At 71.7% G+C, this 15,717-nt stretch carries 17 protein-coding genes and 1 pseudogene; 3 read left to right on the forward strand and 15 right to left on the reverse strand.

All coding sequences use genetic code 11. The annotated features are described in order from the left end of the window. Positions 1 to 39 precede the first annotated feature (39 nt). Positions 40 to 1,218, forward strand: a complete 1,179-nt coding sequence (locus M8542_RS38340; RefSeq protein ID WP_257925260.1) for an MFS transporter — start codon at positions 40 to 42, stop codon at positions 1,216 to 1,218. On the opposite strand, the gene M8542_RS38345 is transcribed toward M8542_RS38340, so the two are convergent. From M8542_RS38345 to M8542_RS38390, 10 genes and pseudogenes are all read right to left on the reverse strand, one after another. Further along, on the reverse strand, positions 1,215 to 2,561 hold the full coding sequence (locus tag M8542_RS38345) for a hypothetical protein (RefSeq protein WP_257925261.1): 1,347 nt from the start codon (positions 2,559 to 2,561) through the stop codon (positions 1,215 to 1,217). The two genes, M8542_RS38340 and M8542_RS38345, sit on opposite strands and share 4 nt — an antisense overlap. A gap of 17 nt (positions 2,562 to 2,578) precedes the next feature. Next, the gene (locus M8542_RS38350; protein WP_504970536.1) at positions 2,579 to 3,430 is read right to left on the reverse strand and encodes a DUF72 domain-containing protein; all 852 of its coding nucleotides are present in this window, start codon (positions 3,428 to 3,430) and stop codon (positions 2,579 to 2,581) included. A gap of 70 nt (positions 3,431 to 3,500) precedes the next feature. Continuing rightward, the gene (locus tag M8542_RS38355; protein WP_257925262.1) at positions 3,501 to 3,896 is read right to left on the reverse strand and encodes a hypothetical protein; all 396 of its coding nucleotides are present in this window, start codon (positions 3,894 to 3,896) and stop codon (positions 3,501 to 3,503) included. A 4-nt stretch (positions 3,897 to 3,900) separates the two neighbouring features. Further along, positions 3,901 to 5,037 (reverse strand): mandelate racemase/muconate lactonizing enzyme family protein, encoded by a 1,137-nt coding sequence (locus tag M8542_RS38360; protein WP_257925263.1) that lies wholly within the window; start codon positions 5,035 to 5,037, stop codon positions 3,901 to 3,903. Positions 5,038 to 5,055: 18 nt separating this feature from the next. Further along, positions 5,056 to 6,400: pseudogene (locus M8542_RS50705) on the reverse strand (aldehyde dehydrogenase family protein). After that, positions 6,397 to 6,981: a thiamine pyrophosphate-dependent enzyme gene (locus M8542_RS38370; protein WP_257925264.1), complete on the reverse strand. Its 585-nt coding sequence runs from the start codon at positions 6,979 to 6,981 to the stop codon at positions 6,397 to 6,399. The pseudogene M8542_RS50705 and the gene M8542_RS38370 overlap by 4 nt, the downstream one beginning before the upstream one ends. A 3-nt stretch (positions 6,982 to 6,984) precedes the next feature. Next, positions 6,985 to 7,512 (reverse strand): thiamine pyrophosphate-binding protein, encoded by a 528-nt coding sequence (locus tag M8542_RS38375; protein ID WP_257925265.1) that lies wholly within the window; start codon positions 7,510 to 7,512, stop codon positions 6,985 to 6,987. Positions 7,513 to 7,604: 92 nt separating this feature from the next. Next, a complete protein-coding gene (locus M8542_RS38380) occupies positions 7,605 to 8,327 on the reverse strand; it encodes a GntR family transcriptional regulator (protein ID WP_257925266.1) in 723 nt (240 codons plus the stop codon). Between the two features lie 62 nt (positions 8,328 to 8,389). Then, entirely contained in the window at positions 8,390 to 9,673 is a 1,284-nt protein-coding gene (locus M8542_RS38385; protein WP_257925267.1) for an MFS transporter, read from the reverse strand. 195 nt (positions 9,674 to 9,868) lie between these two features. Then, positions 9,869 to 10,702, reverse strand: a complete 834-nt coding sequence (locus M8542_RS38390; protein WP_257925268.1) for an aminoglycoside phosphotransferase family protein — start codon at positions 10,700 to 10,702, stop codon at positions 9,869 to 9,871. A gap of 86 nt (positions 10,703 to 10,788) precedes the next feature. Between M8542_RS38390 and M8542_RS38395 the strand changes: the two genes are divergently transcribed. After that, positions 10,789 to 11,148, forward strand: a complete 360-nt coding sequence (locus M8542_RS38395) for an SRPBCC family protein (protein WP_257925269.1) — start codon at positions 10,789 to 10,791, stop codon at positions 11,146 to 11,148. Here M8542_RS38395 and M8542_RS38400 read toward each other — a convergent pair. Both M8542_RS38400 and M8542_RS38405 read right to left on the reverse strand, forming a co-directional pair. After that, positions 11,142 to 11,519, reverse strand: a complete 378-nt coding sequence (locus tag M8542_RS38400; protein ID WP_443642855.1) for an SCO4402 family protein — start codon at positions 11,517 to 11,519, stop codon at positions 11,142 to 11,144. The genes M8542_RS38395 and M8542_RS38400 overlap by 7 nt on opposite strands. 13 nt (positions 11,520 to 11,532) lie before the next feature. Then, entirely contained in the window at positions 11,533 to 12,144 is a 612-nt protein-coding gene (locus M8542_RS38405; protein WP_257925271.1) for a TMEM175 family protein, read from the reverse strand. Positions 12,145 to 12,454: 310 nt separating this feature from the next. Between M8542_RS38405 and M8542_RS38410 the strand changes: the two genes are divergently transcribed. Further along, a complete protein-coding gene (locus tag M8542_RS38410) occupies positions 12,455 to 13,321 on the forward strand; it encodes an alpha/beta fold hydrolase (protein WP_257925272.1) in 867 nt (288 codons plus the stop codon). Between the two features lie 562 nt (positions 13,322 to 13,883). On the opposite strand, the gene M8542_RS38415 is transcribed toward M8542_RS38410, so the two are convergent. From M8542_RS38415 to M8542_RS38425, 3 genes are read right to left on the reverse strand one after another with little or no spacing between them, the layout of a single operon-like run. Beyond that, a complete protein-coding gene (locus M8542_RS38415; protein ID WP_257925273.1) occupies positions 13,884 to 14,267 on the reverse strand; it encodes a CPCC family cysteine-rich protein in 384 nt (127 codons plus the stop codon). Between the two features lie 3 nt (positions 14,268 to 14,270). Then, positions 14,271 to 14,759, reverse strand: coding sequence for a hypothetical protein (locus M8542_RS38420; protein WP_257925274.1), 489 nt, complete (start codon positions 14,757 to 14,759; stop codon positions 14,271 to 14,273). Between the two features lie 54 nt (positions 14,760 to 14,813). Next, on the reverse strand, positions 14,814 to 15,662 hold the full coding sequence (locus tag M8542_RS38425; protein WP_257925275.1) for an SCO6745 family protein: 849 nt from the start codon (positions 15,660 to 15,662) through the stop codon (positions 14,814 to 14,816). Positions 15,663 to 15,717: the final 55 nt, after the last annotated feature.

The raw sequence follows: 15,717 nt of genomic DNA on the forward strand, positions 1-15,717 counted from the left end.
GACGTGGCCGTGTGGCCGGCCGCCCGCACGGTGGACGCCATGGCAACCCCCACCAAGATCCGGCCGCGTGCCCTCGTCCGGGCTTCCGGCGGTCCCCGCTACGCCGTCGCACTGGTCGTGGACGCGCTCGGCACCGGTCTGCTGCGGCCCTTCCTGCTGCTGTACGGGGTGCTGGTGCTGAAGCTGTCCGCGTCGGCCACCGGGGTCGCGATGACGGCCGGGATCGTCGTGGGGCTGGGCTGCATGCCGGCGGTGGGGCGCTGGCTGGACCGGGGCGCGCGCAGCACGGTCGTGGCCGCGTCGATGCTGGTGCGGGTGCTGGGGGCCGGGCTGCTGCTCGCCGCGCCCGCGGGCCACGTCGGCTTGTTCGCGGCGGCGGCGCTCTTCCTCGGCATCGGCAACCAGGCGTGGCCGGCCGCCCACGCGGCACTCGTGGCCACGGTCGCCCACGGCCGCGAACGCGACGCCGCGCTCGCGGGCGGCCGCGCGCTGCGCAACGCCGGCCTGGGCGCGGGCGGGTTGCTCGCCACGGCGTGCCTGGCAGGCGGCGCCGGCGCGTTGCAGGCACTGGCCGCCGTCACCGGGCTGGCCTATCTCGTCGCGGCCGCGCTGGCGTGGTCGGTCCGGCTGCGCGCGCAGCCGTCCGACGCCGTCGCGGCCCACGGGCCCGCGCCCCGGCTGCGCGCGCTGCTGGCCGCCAACGTGATCTACGTCTTCTGCCTGAACGTGCCCGAAGTCGCGCTCCCGCTGGTCTTGGTGACCGAGCTGCACGCGTCGCCGGTGTGGTCGGCGGCCGTCTTCGTGGCCAACACGGTCCTGGTGGTCGTGTTGCAGGTACCGGTCACGGTCCTGCTGGCCCGCTTCACCCGCCGGACGGCGCTGGTCCTCGGCGGCGTCGTGCTCACGGCGTCGTACCTCGGGTTCCTCGCGGCGACCGGCTGGGGCGCGGCAGCGGTCGCGGCCGTGTCCGTGGTGTGCACGCTCGGCGAGATCATCTACGCCGGAAGTGCGACGGCGCTCGTGACGGTCCTCGCGCCGCCCCACCTCCTGGGGCGCGCGTTGGCCCGCTTTCAGCTTTCGACGGGCTTCGGGCTCGCCGTCTCACCGGCGGTGATCACGGCTCTCGCTTCTCGTGGGCCGGGTGTGCTGTGGGGCGGCCTTGCCGCCGCGACGCTCGTTTCCACTTCCGCTGTTGCGGCGGAGAAGGAGACGGCTTAGAGGCCGGCTTCGTCGAGCAACGCGCGCATGCGATCGGCCGGCAACGCCGGGTTGGCGGCCGCCGCCTCGGCCACCTTGGCGGAGTCGGACAACAGAACCTCCAGCGCCGCCACCGGGACACGCCGATGACGAGCAGCCGCGGCACGCACGGACACCACCGGATCCCGGGCCAACGCCGCCAGCACAGCCTCAGGCAAGTCCGGCCCCTCGGCGGCGAGCGCCCGGCGACGCGAGTCATCGGCTCCCGCCAGCCTCACGAAACCCTCCGGCGGGAAGTTCGGGTGCTTCGTCAGGCCCGGCCGGCGCCTCGGGCTCTCACCGTGCTCGCTGACCAGGCCCTCGAGCACCTCCCCCGGCGTGTCGGGCCGCCAGGCGACGATCCGCCGCACTTCGACGTCTTCGTGCTCGTGCAGGCGCCGCACCACCGCCGCCGGCAGGTCCGGCGATCTCGCCGCGCAGCGCCGGAAGCACGGGATCGGGGAGTCGAGGTGGGCGACGCGCTCGGCCAGTGGCCGGTCCGGGAGCCAGGTCGGCTGGTCGTGGTCCAGCATCAGCACGGCAACCACGTCGGACGAGTCGGCGAGGAGCGCGGCGTGCAGTCGCCTTCGGCGGTCCTCCGGCAGGTCCTGGCGGAGGACGACCCGTGCGCGGACAACCGGGCTGGGGTCTTCCACCAGCCGGTCGACGGCCTCCGGCGGGAGGGCCGGGTTGATCGCGACTTCGGCGCGCAGCTCCTCGTCGCCCGCCAGGCATTCCCGCAGGGACTCGGCCGTCAACGTCGCGTACGCCGCCGCCGCGGGCCGGGTGGCGGCGTCGGCCATCAGTGCGGCGTGCAGGTCGGCCGGGGCCGGCGGGTGCGGGTAGCCGGCCGCGGCCGCGCGGACGCGCGGGTCGGGGTCGGCCAGCAGTGCCCGCCGGACCGCGACCGGCATCGCCTCCCACGTCTTGGCGACCGCCGCGCGGAGCACCGGGTCCTCGTGGCCGGCCAGCCCGGCCAGCCCGCCCGGCCCCGCGTACTCGGCGAGTTCGTCGGGCATCACCCGGACACCGGACCGGATGGTGTGGTCGACGAAGTTCCTCAGCGCGCACCGGATTTCGACGTCCGGGTGCGCCGCGACGCGCTGCCGCGACGCCGGGGACCGACGTGGTGAATCCAGCGCCAGCGCGATGGCCGGGTCGCCGAGGTCGAGCAGCCGCGTCACCACGACGTCCGGCAGGTTCGGCTGCCGCCACGCCATCTTCGCCGCCGCGTGGCGGTCGGCCGTGAGCCGCGACAGCACGTCCACCGGGGCAGCCGGGTTCGCGGCCAATCCGGCCAGGGCCGGGCGCAGACCGTCGACCATGGTCGGCACTGTAGCGCTCAGAAGAGGGTCGCGGGCTCGACCGGCTCCGGCTCGGGCAGCGGTTCGACGCCGGGCGTCAGGGCTCGGACGTCGTCGTGGAAGCGGCGGGCCAGGGCCGGCGCCTCTTCGTTGTCGGGCGTGTGCACGAACACCGTCGGCGTCCGGCCCTCCGTTAGCCAGCCGGAGACCACCTCGGTCCACGGCCGCCACCCCTCGACCGTCTCCTCGACCGAGTCGCGGCCCAGGTAGCGGACGATCGGCTGGTCGGTCAGGGCCCGCGTCCGCCGCGGCAGCCGCGGTTTCTTCGCCCAGGCGTCCTGCTCGGCCTCGCCGGCCGGCGGGCGCTGGAAGAAAACGGTGGTGTCGAACGGCACCCACTCGGCGCCGGCGTCGGTGAGCGCCCGTTCCAGCAGTGACGTCGAACCGGCGTCGCTGAAGAACTCCGGGTGGCGCACCTCCACCGCGCGCCGGAGGCCCGCGGGCAGCCGGCGCAGGAAGCGGCCGAGCGCATCGACGTCCGCCGGGCCGAACGAGCCGGGCAGCTGGGTCCACAGCACCGCCCGGTCACCGAGGGGCTCGACGGCGTCCAGGAACGCCCGCATCTCGGCCTCGACCCCGGCGAACCGGCGCTCGTGCGTGACGAGCTTGGGCACCTTGACCACGAACCGGAAGCCGGGGCCGGTCTGCTGCGCCCACGTCTCGACCGTGCTCCGGGCCGGGGTCGCGTAGAACGTGGTGTTGCCCTCGACCGCCGTGCACCAGCCGGCGTAGGCCCGCAGGCGCTCCTTGGCCGGGAGCGCCTGCGGGAAGAACCGGCCGGGCCACGCCTTGTGGTTCCACATCGCGCAACCGACGTGCAGACGTGCCACCGGCGTCAGCGTCGGTGAAACCGCGGCTGCGGCCGGCTCCGTTGTCATACCGGTGATCGTGCCAGGCAGGTCACAACGCCGGGCCCTGGGTGCGGTACCACAGCGCGAGTTCCTCACCCTCGCTCAGCTTCGGAGGCTCATCCGCCAGCGGACGCCACCCCATCACGTGCGAGAGATCCCGTTCGAGCCAGCACAAGCGCATCCTCAGCTCGGCGTGCGCGGCGAACAGCTTCGCTTCGTCCACCGCGCCACTCAGGCCGCGCCAGCGCTCGAAGTGCGCGACGGCGCTCGCGAGCACCGGCGCGGCCGGGTGCGACGGCCGCACCTGGCGCTTCGCCTTGACCAAGCGGGCATACGCCCGGCTGGTCTCACGGAAGCTCGCCCCGCCGTCGAGGCGCGGACGCACCAGGCGTGGCACGCCCACCAGGTCGTGGCGAGCCTGCTCGAGGACGCGCCGGGCCGCCATCGGCTCAGCGGGGCAGCTCGTGCCGCGTGACGGCGGCTTCGTCGAGGTCGATGCCCAGGCCCGGCCGGTCCGGGACGAGGACGTGGCCGTCGGCGTAGCGGAGGCGGGTGTCTTCGGTCAGCAGCGTCTCGAAGTTGTAGATGCCTTTCTCCGCGGCGAAGTACTCGACGACCAGCGTGTTGGCGATGGCGGCGCAGAGGTGGGTGTGCAGGTTGTGGTGCCAGTGCGGGGCCATCGGCACGCCGAAGCTGTCGGCGGTGTGCGCGATCCTCAGCCACTCGGTGACGCCGCCCGCGACGCCCGCGTCGGCTTGGACGATGGCCGCGGCGCCCGCCTCCAGCAGGCCGCGGAACTCCCAGCGGGTCTGGTGGATCTCCCCGGTCGCGACCGGGGTGGCGGTGTGGCGGGCCAGCTCGGCGTGCCCGGCGATCGCGTCCGGCGCCAGGGGTTCCTCGAACCACCAGACGCCGGCGTCCCCCGCCGCGCGTTCGAACGCCGCGATCGCCGCGCGCGCCTCGGCCACCGAGCGGTACGCGTTGTTGGCGTCGAGCGCGAGCCGTCCGGTGCCGTCGATCGCCTCGACCGCGGCCGCGACCCGGCGGGCGTCCTCGGCGACGCTCAGGCCGCCGACCTTGATCTTGTGGTCGGTGAAGCCCTGGCCCCGGTTGAAGGCGATCTCGGCGGTGACCGCGTCGGCCCAGTCGCCGTCGCCGTCGCGGTAGTAGCCGCCGGACGCGTACGCGGGCAACGGCTCGGTCGATCCGCCGAGCAGGACCGCGAGGGGCTGCCGGGCGCGCTGGGCCTTGAGGTCCCACACCGCGATGTCGAGCGCGGACAGCGCACGCAGGACCGCGCCGCGCCGGCCGGCCAGCAGGGTCTCCTGGTAGGCCCGGCTCCACAGGCCGACGATGTCGTCGGCGTCGGCGCCCAGGTAGCCCGGCGCGAGGAGCTCGTCGACGCACCCGCGGGTGAGCGGCCCGCCCGCGGTGCCGGCGTAGGTGTAGCCCAGGCCGGTGCGGCCGTCGGAGTCGGTGACCTCGACCAGGACGTAGTGGCGGTCGGCGAGGACGCGGTTGGACATCCGGGTCGCCCGGCTCACCGGGACGCTGACGGCGCGGGTGCGGATGGTGCTGATCTTCACGGGAGAAGTCCTTTGTGGTCAGGCGGCGCGGATGGTGCGCAGGTTGGCGAACTCGAGGGCGCCGGCGGTGCCGAGCTCACGGCCGTGGCCGCTGGCTTTCACCCCGCCGACGGGCAGCCGGGGGTCGGACTCGGAGATCCGGTTGACGAACACCGACCCCACGGCGAGCCGGGCGGCGACGTCGGCCGCGCGTCCCGGGTCGGCGGTCCACACGGAACTGCTGAGCCCGTACCGGCTCGCGTTCGCCGCCGCGACCGCCTCGGCGTCGGTCCGCACGCGCAGGATCGCGCCGAGCGGCCCGAAGGTTTCTTCGCGGAAGGTGACGTCATCGGCGTCCGGGACTTCGATGACGGTCGGCGGGAACCACGCCCCGGGCCGCTCGTCCGGGTGGCCGCCGGTGAGCAGCCGCGCTCCCCCGGCCAATGCCGTGGACAGCTGGTGCCGCAGTTCATCGCGGAGGTCTGCGCGCGCCATCGGGCCGATCTCGGTGCGTTCGTCGGCCGGGTCGCCGACGACCAGCCGCCGGGCGCCGTCGACCACCGCGTCGACGAACTCGTCGGCGACGTCCTGGTGGACGATGAGGCGCTTGGCGGCGATGCAGCTCTGCCCGGTGTTGAGGAACCGCGAGCGCACCGCGGCGGCCGCGGCCGCGGGGACGTCGGCGTCGCTCAGCACCAGGAACGGGTCGGAGCCGCCGAGCTCCAGCACGGCCTTCTTCACCGCGGCGCCGGCCCGGGCGCCGACGAGCGCGCCGACCTTGTTGCTGCCGGTGAACGCGACGGCCGCGACGCGCGGGTCGTCGATGAGCGGCCCGATCCGCGACGGTGGCAGCAGCACCGACGTCAACGTGCCTTCGCCGAACGCTTCGTCGAACAGCTCCTGGACGGCCCGCGCACCCGGAGACGTTGTCGGCGTGCTTGAGCACCACCGCGCCGCCGATCGCGACCACCGGCACCATCGAGCGGACGACCTGCCAGAACGGGTAGTTCCACGGCATGATCGCCAGCACCACGCCGAGCGGCGTCACCCGCAGGTGTGCGGTGTCCGGCGGGACCGAGACCGGTTGTGGCGCAAGCAAAGCGGGTAACTGGCCCGCGTAGTGCTCGCACGCGAACGCGCACTTCTCGATCTCGGCGAGGGACTCGCGCAGCGGCTTGCCCATCTCGGTGGTGGCCAGCAGAGCGTTCTCCGCGGCTCGCGCCCGGAAGAGATCGGCGAGGCGCCGCAACGCTTTCGCGCGATCGCCGCCCGGTTCCGCGACGGCGGCGGCCGCGCGGCCGAGGACGCGCTCGACGTCCTCCGGCTTGGTGTGCTCGTACGTCGCAAGAGGACGGCCGGTCGCCGGGTTGACTGTGGTGATCATCGGCCGGTTCCCGTGCGGGCGAGCAGCCAGTCCTGGAACCGCCGGCCGAGAATCACCGGATCCTCCAGCAGCTTCGGCACGTCCACGGCGTTGCCGGGTTCGAGGCGCACGTGCAGCAGGGCGGGCCCGTCGACGTCTTCCAGTTCCGTCCACGCCGTGCGCAGTTCGTCGGCGGTGGCCGCCACCCGGGTGGTCCAGCCCGCGGCGGCCGCCATCCGGCCGAGGTCGAGGCGCCCGGCGTGGGTCGGGAGGTTCGCGGTGGCGCCGTAGACGGCGTTGTCCAGCAACACCATCAGCAGTTTCCGCGGCCGCAGGTAGCCGGCGGTGCCGAGCACGTTCGGGTTCATCAGCAGCGAGCCGTCGCCTTCGATGGTGACGACGCGGGGAACGGGCGCGTCGTCGAGGTGCAGGGCGAGACCGGTGGCGACGGACCCGGCGAGTCCCATCGAGTCCAGCAGGTACAGGTGGTTGGGGCGGTCCGCGATCGCGGCCAGCTCCCGGCTGGACGCGGCGCAGGTGACCACGACCGGGACGTCGTGGGTGAGCTCGGCCAGCACGGTCAGCGCGTCGAGGCGTTTCATCCTTCAGGCCCCCTTTCCGTCGGTGGCCCAGAAGTGCGCCAGGACGGCGACCGGGCGGAACGTCATGCGCGCGTGCGTGCCGGCTTCCTCGACCACGGCCGCCCAGTCCTGCGGTGTGCTGCGCCGGTCGAGCTCGAACACGGGCACGCCGATCCGGGCCAGCAGCGCCGGCGCGTACTGGCTGAAGGTGTGGATCATCGAGTTGTACTCGCCGAGGCCGCCGCGGGTGTTCGCCACGATCAGCAGCGGCAGGTGGTAGGCGATCGAGAACGTCGTGAGCGCGGTCAGCGCGTTGCCGAAGCCGTTGTCCTGCATGACGATCGCCCCGAACCCGCCCGCGAGTGGCAGCGCGCCGAGCACCCCGATCGCCTCTTCTTCGCGGGACAGCGGGAAGACCCGCGCCCCGCCGTCCTGTTCGGACAGATCGGTGATCACCGGGGCGACGCTGACGGACGGGACGTAGCCGATGAGGTCGGGTTTCGCCGCGCGGATGCCGTCGGCGACCGAAGCCGCGTAGGTCGTCGAAGCCATTGAACTCCTTCCAGATGCGAGTAACGTACTACTGATACCAAGTAGCATGCAACTGGTGGATATATCGGATCACTACCCGCACACTCGCGGGGTCAGAGGACGATCTGCTCCCCGGCCGGGACGGCGATCTCGACCCACCGGCGCCATTCCGCGACCAGGCCGCGGTTGTCGTCGCTGCTGTGCGTCACCAGCAGGTCGCCCGAGCGGAAGATGTGCTTGCGCATCGCGCGCTCGGCGGCCACGCCGTCCCGCTTGCGCAGCGCCTCGACGATGTCCCGGTGGTCCTTCAGCGCCGTCTCGACCGGCTGGTAGCGCGGCACGCTGAGCCGGCCGTCGAGCGCCAGGGTCTGCCGCAGCTCGCTGACGATCTTGGCGAGCCGGGCGTTGCCGCCGGCCCGCAGGATCAGGTCGTGCAGGCGTTCGTCGGCGGCGAAGTACTCGGGACTGGCGTCGGCGAGTGACTCCATGATCCGGTACTCGGCCAGCATCGCCTCGTCGTCGCGCGAGGTCAGCACCGCCGCGGCGTTGCGGCAGGCCGGCGGCTCGAGCAGCAGGCGCAGGCTGCACAGCTCGACGATGCCGCGGCCGTCCTGGCCGAGGACCCGGGCGCCGCGGTTGCGCTCGATGCGCACGAGACCGACGTCGGCGAGCTTGAGCAGGGCTTCGCGCACCGGCGTGCGGGAGGCGCCGAACATCTCCCCCAGCTCGCGCGAGGAGTAGAGCACGCCCTGGGTCAGCTTGCCCGCGCGGATCGCGTCCCGGATGTCGGCGGCGATCTGCTCGGACTTGCTGTCCGCCTGGGTCTCCTGCGTCACTGGCCTCTCCGGGATGCTGGCGGGCACGGTGGGTCACCGGGCCGCGCCCGCCAGCATATCGCCTAGGGGGCCACGAGCCGGGCGGCCCGGCGGCGGCGGGCGGCGACCGCCAGCCCGGCCAGCACCGCCAGTCCGACGACGTTGGCCGAGATCATCACGGTCATGGACAAGCCGGTGTTGCCACCCGAAGCGTCCTCGATCCACCCGACCGCGAAGGGGCTCACGAACCCGGCGGCGTTGCCCAGCGAATTGATCAGCGCGAGGCCGCTGGCGGCGCCGACGCCCGCGAGGTACGCGGTCGGCACGGCCCAGAACAGCGGCTTGGCCGTCTGCGCGGCCATGGTCGCGACGGTGATCACGGCGAACGCGGCGGCGGGGACGCCGAGCAGGAGCGCGGTGCCGATGAACGTCACGAGGGAGACGAGCAGCGCGACGGTGACCGGCCGCGCCGACCCGCCGGGGCGCACGACCCGGCCGGTGACGAACATGCAGATCGCCGAGAGCAGGAACGGCACTGCGGACAGCCAGCCGACCTGGGTGCTGCTGAGCCCGTGGCCGACGCCCTTGATCACCGACGGCATCCAGTACGTCAGCGGATAAGCACCGCACAGCACGAAGAAGTAGACGGCGCACAGGGCGATGACGCGCTTGTCCTTCAAGGCGGCCCAGTGCCCGCGAGGCGCGCTCGTCGCCCGCTCGGCGTCCTCGGCGGCGAGGGTCGAGGTCAGCCATTCGCGTTCGGGCTCGGTGAGCCAGCGCGCCTTTTCCGGCCGGTCGGTGAGCGCGAAGAAGCCGATGACCCCGAGGACGACCGCGGGGATCCCGCCGAGGATGAAGACCCAGCGCCAGCCGTCGATCCCGAAGGCGCCGTCGAAGGTGTCGAGGATCCAGCCGTTGACCGGGTTGCCGATGACGCTGGCGACCGGAATGGACACCATGACGGTCGCGACCACCTTGGTGCGGCGAGTGTTCGGGTACCACTGGGTGAGGTAGAGCAGAATGCCCGGGAAGAACCCGGCTTCGGCCACGCCGAGCAGGAACCGCAGGGCGTAGACGGTGGTCAGGTTGGGCGCGAGCGCGGTCGCGGCGGCGACCAGGCCCCAGGTCACGAGGATGCGGGCCAGCCACACCCGCGCGCCGACCTTCGCCAGGATCATGTTGCTGGGGACCTCGGCGAGGATGTACCCGACGAAGAAGATCCCGGCGGCGAACCCGTACTGGGTCGCGCTCATCCCGAACTCGTGCTCCATGCCGAACTTGGCGAAACTGATGTTGATCCGATCCAGGTAGCTGACGAAGTACCCCAGCACGAGCAGCGGAACGACCCGGCGGGTCACTTTCCGCATCGCGCTGGTCTCGATCGGGCTCCCAGCTCTGGGCAGCACACGCGACATCATGCCTCCGAACCCACGTCGTCGTGGTCTGGCAGGCCACTCTATTTGAGTAGCATGCTACTTGTTGAGGTGGCACGTTAGCCCGAGTTGAGGAGGGGTACAAGAGGGGTACTGATGTCGATCACTCGCCGCGAAGGGCGCCGTGAGTCAGCCGGCGAGGGCCTCGGCGATCTGGCGCGTCGTCTGCGCGGCGACCCGGCAGTCGACCGCCGCGTAGTTCACGTAAGCGTTCAGGCCTGTGGCCAAAGCCCACCCACGGCCGCGAGTCCACAAGCGATCGTCCGCCCCGAACGCGGCGCGGAACGTCGCCCGCGTCTCGGCCGACATCAGCGTGAAGGCGATGATCAGGTCACACGCCGGATCGCCGACCCCCAGCTCGCCGAAGTCGATGACCGCGCTGAGCCGGCCGCGCGTCGTCAGCAGGTTGCCCGTGTGGAAGTCGCCGTGGCACCAGACCGGTGGACCGTCCCATTCCGCGTCGAGGGCGGCCTCCCACAGTTCGGTCATCGCCGCGTCGCCGACTTCCTCGATCGCGGCTCGCGTCGCTGTGTCTCGTGTGGACAGTGGGTGGCGGGCGAGTTCCCCGGCCGGTTCGGCGTCGAACCGGTGGAGCGCGGACAGGAACCCGGCCAGCACATCGGCGGCCTCGTGCGAACCGGACAGCGCCTCGACGCTCGCCACCTCGCCGCCCAGCCAGCGCGACACCGCCCACGGCCACGGATAACCGAAGTCCGGCTCCCCCACGCCCACCACGGTGGGCACGGCGAGCGGAAGGTGCGGCGCGAGCCGGGGCAGCCATTCGGCTTCCTTCCGCGCCTGCCCGATCGCGCCGGCGTGCCGAGGCAGCCGAACGGACAGGTCCTCGCCCAGCCGGTAGATGACGTGATCGGAGCCGGCCGGGGCGTGCCGTCGCAGCGGAAGCTCGGCCCAGCGCGGGAACTGCGCGTCGACCAGCCGCCTCGCGAGCGCGTCGTCGATCACCGGCGTCCTCCGGGGTGTGGTTTCCCGACGAGCATGCCCGGCCGTTGTCGGTTCGATCAACCGGTTAACGCGGGTACGCTGCCCGGGTGATCGAGATCGGTTCGCGGGCGCGCACCCTGCCCGCACCCCTGGCCGCCGTCTGGGACTCGCTTGTCGAGCCGCATCGGCCGGGAAGCCGTTCGTGGCTCGTTCTGCTGGCCGACGAAGTCGAGCCGCGGGTCCTGGCGGCGGAGAAGCCCGGCCGGGTGGTGTGGTCGTCGCTGTGGCCGAGCCGGCCGGATGACGAGGTCCAGTTCGCGCTGTCCCCCTCGCGTGACGGCGGGACGTTGTTGCGCTTCACGTTGCTGACTCCCGCGGAGGCCCCGGACGAGAGCAAGACGGGACACCTCCGGCGGCGGCTCAACCAGCTGCTGTTCGCCGACCTCCGGTTCTCCTATGGTCAGTGATCGGCGGGCCGTGCCAGACAGGTCAGCGCCTCGGCGGCGAGGCGCCGGACGTCGTGCCAGCCGCTGTCACCGAACCACGCGGCGTCCGAAGCCTCGGCCCCCTGACGATCCGACACCGCGACGACCGCGGCCACGAGCGCGCGGATCACTTCGGCTTCGGCGGCGTTGCGGAGGATCGTCCCGACGGACGTGGCCGGATCCTGCGAATCCCAAGAAGTGTCATCCACCAGCCAGTGGACGGCGTTGGTGAGGTCGGGAAACCCCGTGTCCCGGCCGTCCAGCGCAGGACGCTCTGCCGCGAGGACTCCGAGTGCGGAGACCACATCCGCGCGCCGCTCCGGCCATGTGACGACGGAGCATCCGCATCGAATCGGCGTTTCCGGTCTACCGGTCGGCGTGGCGCGCCCGCAGCCAGAAGGCGATCCTCGCCGGGAACAGCAGCAGCAACAGGACGTAGTAGCCGAAAGGCGGCTTGATGAACCCCACCACGACCGCGAGCGCGAACACGACCGAGCTCAGCGCGTGGTTCCAGAACACCTCGTCCGACACCGGTTCGGCGTCCCCTCGGATGTCCGGGTCCCGGCGGATGATGGACACCATCGTCGTGTGGCACAGGCTGCTGGCCAACAGCGTCCCCAGGTAGAACAGCACGGTGAAGCGCTCGGACTGGTACGCGCCGATCAGCTCGGTGGGGAAGGGCAGCAGCGCGATCGTCAGCAGCCAGCAGAAGTTGGCGCGGATCAGCGCGGGGCTGTACGACCGCACGTGCTCGAAGATCCGGTGGTGCACGCCCCAGAAGCGGCCGATCACGACGAAGCTGAGCAGGAAGCTGACGATCTTCGACCAGTTCCGTGTGACCGCTTCGACCGCCGGTTTGTGCTCCGCGACCAGCTCGGGCACCAGGTCGGTGAGCGGCAGGACCAGCAACGTCAGGGCGATCGCGACAACGGCGTCGGTGAAGAACACCAGCCGCTCGGAGGACTTCTTCTGCTCCACGCGATCATCAAACACCACATGCCCGGGGCCGTGACCGCCGCGGCAGCGATCACGCTCAGCTGGATCGGGATGGTGCCGGCCGTCCTTCGGTCACGTGGGGATGAACGTCGTGGCCGAGGTCGGCTATTGGGCAGCCGCCTTCGCCCCGGAGAAGCGGACACCGAGAGTGCCAACCGAGCTCCGTCCCCGGCACCTGCCGGGCGGGGCGATGCACGCGGGCACCGCGGCTGACAGCGACTGGTGCGCCGATGGTCAGCGGACACGGACAAAGTGCTGTTCATCAAGACGGACAGCTGCCGGAGGATCCATCATGACCAGCACCGACATCACCGGAACGCGCAGCGAACTCGACATCGACGGCCGCCGCCTGTCCTACCTGGACTTCGGCGGGACCGGCCGGCCGCTGCTGGCTCTGCACGGCCACCTCTACGAAGGCCGGACCTGGGCGCAGCTGGCCCAGGCGCTGTCGCCGCACTGGCGGGTCATCGCACCCGACCAGCGCGGACACGGCGACTCCGACCGGGCCGGCTCCTACACCCGCGAGGACTACGTGGCCGACGCGATCGCCCTGCTGGACCACCTGGGCATCGACCAGGCCGTGACACTCGGACACTCCGGCGGCGGCATCACCGCCTTCCAGATCGCCGCCCGCCACCCGCAGCGCGTGTCGGCGATCGTCAACGTCGAGGGCCCGGTCTGCGATCTCGACGACGGACCCAGCGCACTGTCGTTCGTGCTGTCACTGCCCTACACGGCTCCCGAGAAGCAAGCGCTCCTGGACGCCATCGGCCCGCTGGCCCCGATGCTCGGCGACAAGCTGCGCCCCACCCCGGACGGCGACTGGCGCCTGCCGTTCCACCCGCAAGACACCATCGCCTCAGAGCAGGGAACGCACGGCGACCACTGGGCGGACTGGACCTCCACCGCCTGTCCCGCCCTGTTCGTGCTGGCTCGCAACAGCCAGGTCATCACCCCCGAGGCAGGCCGGGAGATCGTCACGCGCCGCGCCAACACCCACCTCACCGAACTCGACGGCGACCATTTCGTCCACACCACCGACCCCCCAGGGCTTCGCCACTGCCGTCAAAGAATTTCTGGCCACCCTCCGCTGACCGGCCGGCAGCAGCCCGGACTCCAGGGCCAGTGCCTCGGCAACTCGGCCGTCGGCAGTTCCTGACGGCGCTCCGCTCAGCACGCGCGGAAATCGGCATGCGTCGGGACGGAGCCCGTGCGCACAATGGCGACATGAACGCCGAGCCTCAGGCAGCGCACGGGCGATTCGCCGATCCCGGGTGTATCGCTCTACGCCTTGGCTGAGAACGCGTTCCGCCAACCGCGGCGTGGATGAAGTCGGCCAAGCACCGCACCGACATACTGCGAGTCATCCCGTTCGTGGGAGAACACCATGAACACGTCGTCCACAGCGGTGTGAATCCAGTCGATCCGGCTGGGAGTGGGCTGGTCGGGGCCGATAGTGGCGAGCTGAGGCAACCACCGCGATCGCGGTCGTCGAGTACCAGCCCCACCAACGGTCCCTGGGCCTCGGGCAGCTCGGCGAAGCTCGCCAGGCCACGGCCTGCGTCCGCCCTGTCGCGATGGTCAGGGCTTCCCGCAAGCTCGACCAGCGCCGCCACCGCAGCGCGTCTTGCCTCCTTGCTCATCGACGCAGTCTTCCGCTACCGGCACGAAAGGCCCATTCGTTTTCCGGCAGAGCCGCGGTCGTGATCCGCCTTCAGTGGTCAGCTGGGTGGGTTGGGCGGAGTGTGCGGCAACCGGGTACCGCCGCCGGCGATGTACCTGGCTCGCGCCGCGTCGAGGCTGGTCGGGCCGTTCGGACCGCCGCGGACCACGGCACTGTCGTGGTCGTCCTGCCCGTCGTCTTCCCACGAGCATTCGTCGCAGATGTCGTACCTGCCTCGCTCGCCGAGAGTCGGGTGGCCGCAGCAGGGACACGTGTAGGGCCCGCCCTCGAGCGGGGCGAAGACGTTCTTCAGGCTGGTGTAGGCCTCGAACCAGGCCGTCCGACGGGCGACCAGCTCCTCGTCCGACAGCGACGGATCATCGCCCGGCCCCCGTATTACGGCGCTACTGGGCTGGAATGAATAGCGAGTCTCGTCGGGCACGTGTCAAGGATGCTCTCTCGCGCCCGCTCGTGACGAGTTGTTTTGGCGCAGGATCGCCCTGGCCGCGTCGAGCAAGTCGATCTCGGCGGCGCGGGCCTGTGGTGCCGAGATCAGGTCCACCGTCTCCTGCCAGTAGTAGGCCAGAACCGCGAAGCGGTACTCATCCTCGGCCATCCACTCTTCGCCGGGCACGATCTTGCGCGCGAGCCCGGCGACCGAGAGCCCGCCCTGGACCAGTTCCTCGGCCAGCTCACCCAGCCACCACCGAACCGCCTCCCGCCGGCCGGGGGCCGTGATGCCCAGCTCGGCCAAGGCGTCCCGGTAGAGATTCTCGATCTCCGTCGTGGCCGATCCCTTGCCGAGCCCCGCCAGCTCTCGCAATGCGGGCGAGTCGACACCTCGGGCCAACGCCTCCGCCGCGACCATGGGCAGGTCTTCCGGGTACACCATCCCCGCGGCGTGCCGCCACACCACGTCACGAAGAACGTCCACAACCCTCACCTTGCCCCAAGCAAGCCCAGCTTCGGGCCGGCGCGTCGAGGTAGGCTACTGCCTCGCGAGTGCCCAGGGCATGAGTTTCTCGGCGAGCGCCCGGCTGAACGGCCGCACCAGATCTTGCAGTTCATTACACGCGGACTCGCCGATGTGCGCGTAGGGAGTCACGCTGTTCTCGTCGGTCGCTTTCTCGATTTCCGCTCGGCGGGCCGCGCCGTCGGGGGTGAACGTCGGGTCCGCGTCGTCGGTCAGCCAGTTCCGCTCGCGGAGGCCGGTGACCGCTCGGCTCCAGTCCTCCGCGGACCACGCCCGGGACGTCCGCAGGGTCTCGGCGGGGACAGCACCGGAGGCGGCGTGGGTGACGAGGGCTTCGATACCGCTGAGGCCGGCCGTCAGCAGGGCGGCCACGTGGGCGTCGCCGCGGTACTCGCGGAGCAGGGTTTGCGCGTGCCACAGCACCAGATGGGGTTCGGTGGGCCACGGCAGGGCCGCGTGCGCGGCGAACAGGGGACGGCCGGTGACGTCGCCGGTGATCGACTCGGCGGCCGCCCGCAGGAGTTCGGCGGCTCGGCGCATCTCGGGTGCGGTGATCGCGTCACCCAGGGTGCCGCGCAGGGCCTGATCGGCCGCGGCGTAGCGGGCGGCGATGACCGTGGCCGGGTCGGTCACCGACCACGCGCCGGCCATCGACTCTTCGACCAGGGCCGGGTTGAAGTTGTAGAAGGTCGCGACGACGACCGGCGTCGGGACCGCGCCAAGCGCCGCCGACCTCGACGCGAAGTAGCCGGTGCGGCCGGTGAGGCCGAGTTCCCCGTACGCGGCAACGGCTTCCGGGGCGAAGTAGATCATTCCGTGGTAGGGCTCGAGCACTCGCCAGGTCCGCCGCGACGTTTCGATCACCGGGTCAACATACCATCCGGTCGGTATGGCAGCGTCGGTTTCATATCCGCTTGCC

Source organism: Amycolatopsis iheyensis, assembly GCF_024703995.1.
Taxonomy (GTDB): domain Bacteria; phylum Actinomycetota; class Actinomycetes; order Mycobacteriales; family Pseudonocardiaceae; genus Amycolatopsis; species Amycolatopsis iheyensis.

What these genes read in the sequence shown, in the direction of transcription:
- M8542_RS38340 (WP_257925260.1), top strand. Translation starts at nt 40, where the DNA reads ATGGCAACCCCCACCAAGATCCGGCCGCGTGCCCTCGTCCGGGCTTCC.
- M8542_RS38345 (WP_257925261.1), bottom strand. Translation starts at nt 2,561, where the DNA reads ATGGTCGACGGTCTGCGCCCGGCCCTGGCCGGATTGGCCGCGAACCCG.
- M8542_RS38355 (WP_257925262.1), bottom strand. Translation starts at nt 3,896, where the DNA reads ATGGCGGCCCGGCGCGTCCTCGAGCAGGCTCGCCACGACCTGGTGGGC.
- M8542_RS38370 (WP_257925264.1), bottom strand. Translation starts at nt 6,981, where the DNA reads ATGAAACGCCTCGACGCGCTGACCGTGCTGGCCGAGCTCACCCACGAC.
- M8542_RS38375 (WP_257925265.1), bottom strand. Translation starts at nt 7,512, where the DNA reads ATGGCTTCGACGACCTACGCGGCTTCGGTCGCCGACGGCATCCGCGCG.
- M8542_RS38385 (WP_257925267.1), bottom strand. Translation starts at nt 9,673, where the DNA reads ATGCGGAAAGTGACCCGCCGGGTCGTTCCGCTGCTCGTGCTGGGGTAC.
- M8542_RS38410 (WP_257925272.1), top strand. Translation starts at nt 12,455, where the DNA reads ATGACCAGCACCGACATCACCGGAACGCGCAGCGAACTCGACATCGAC.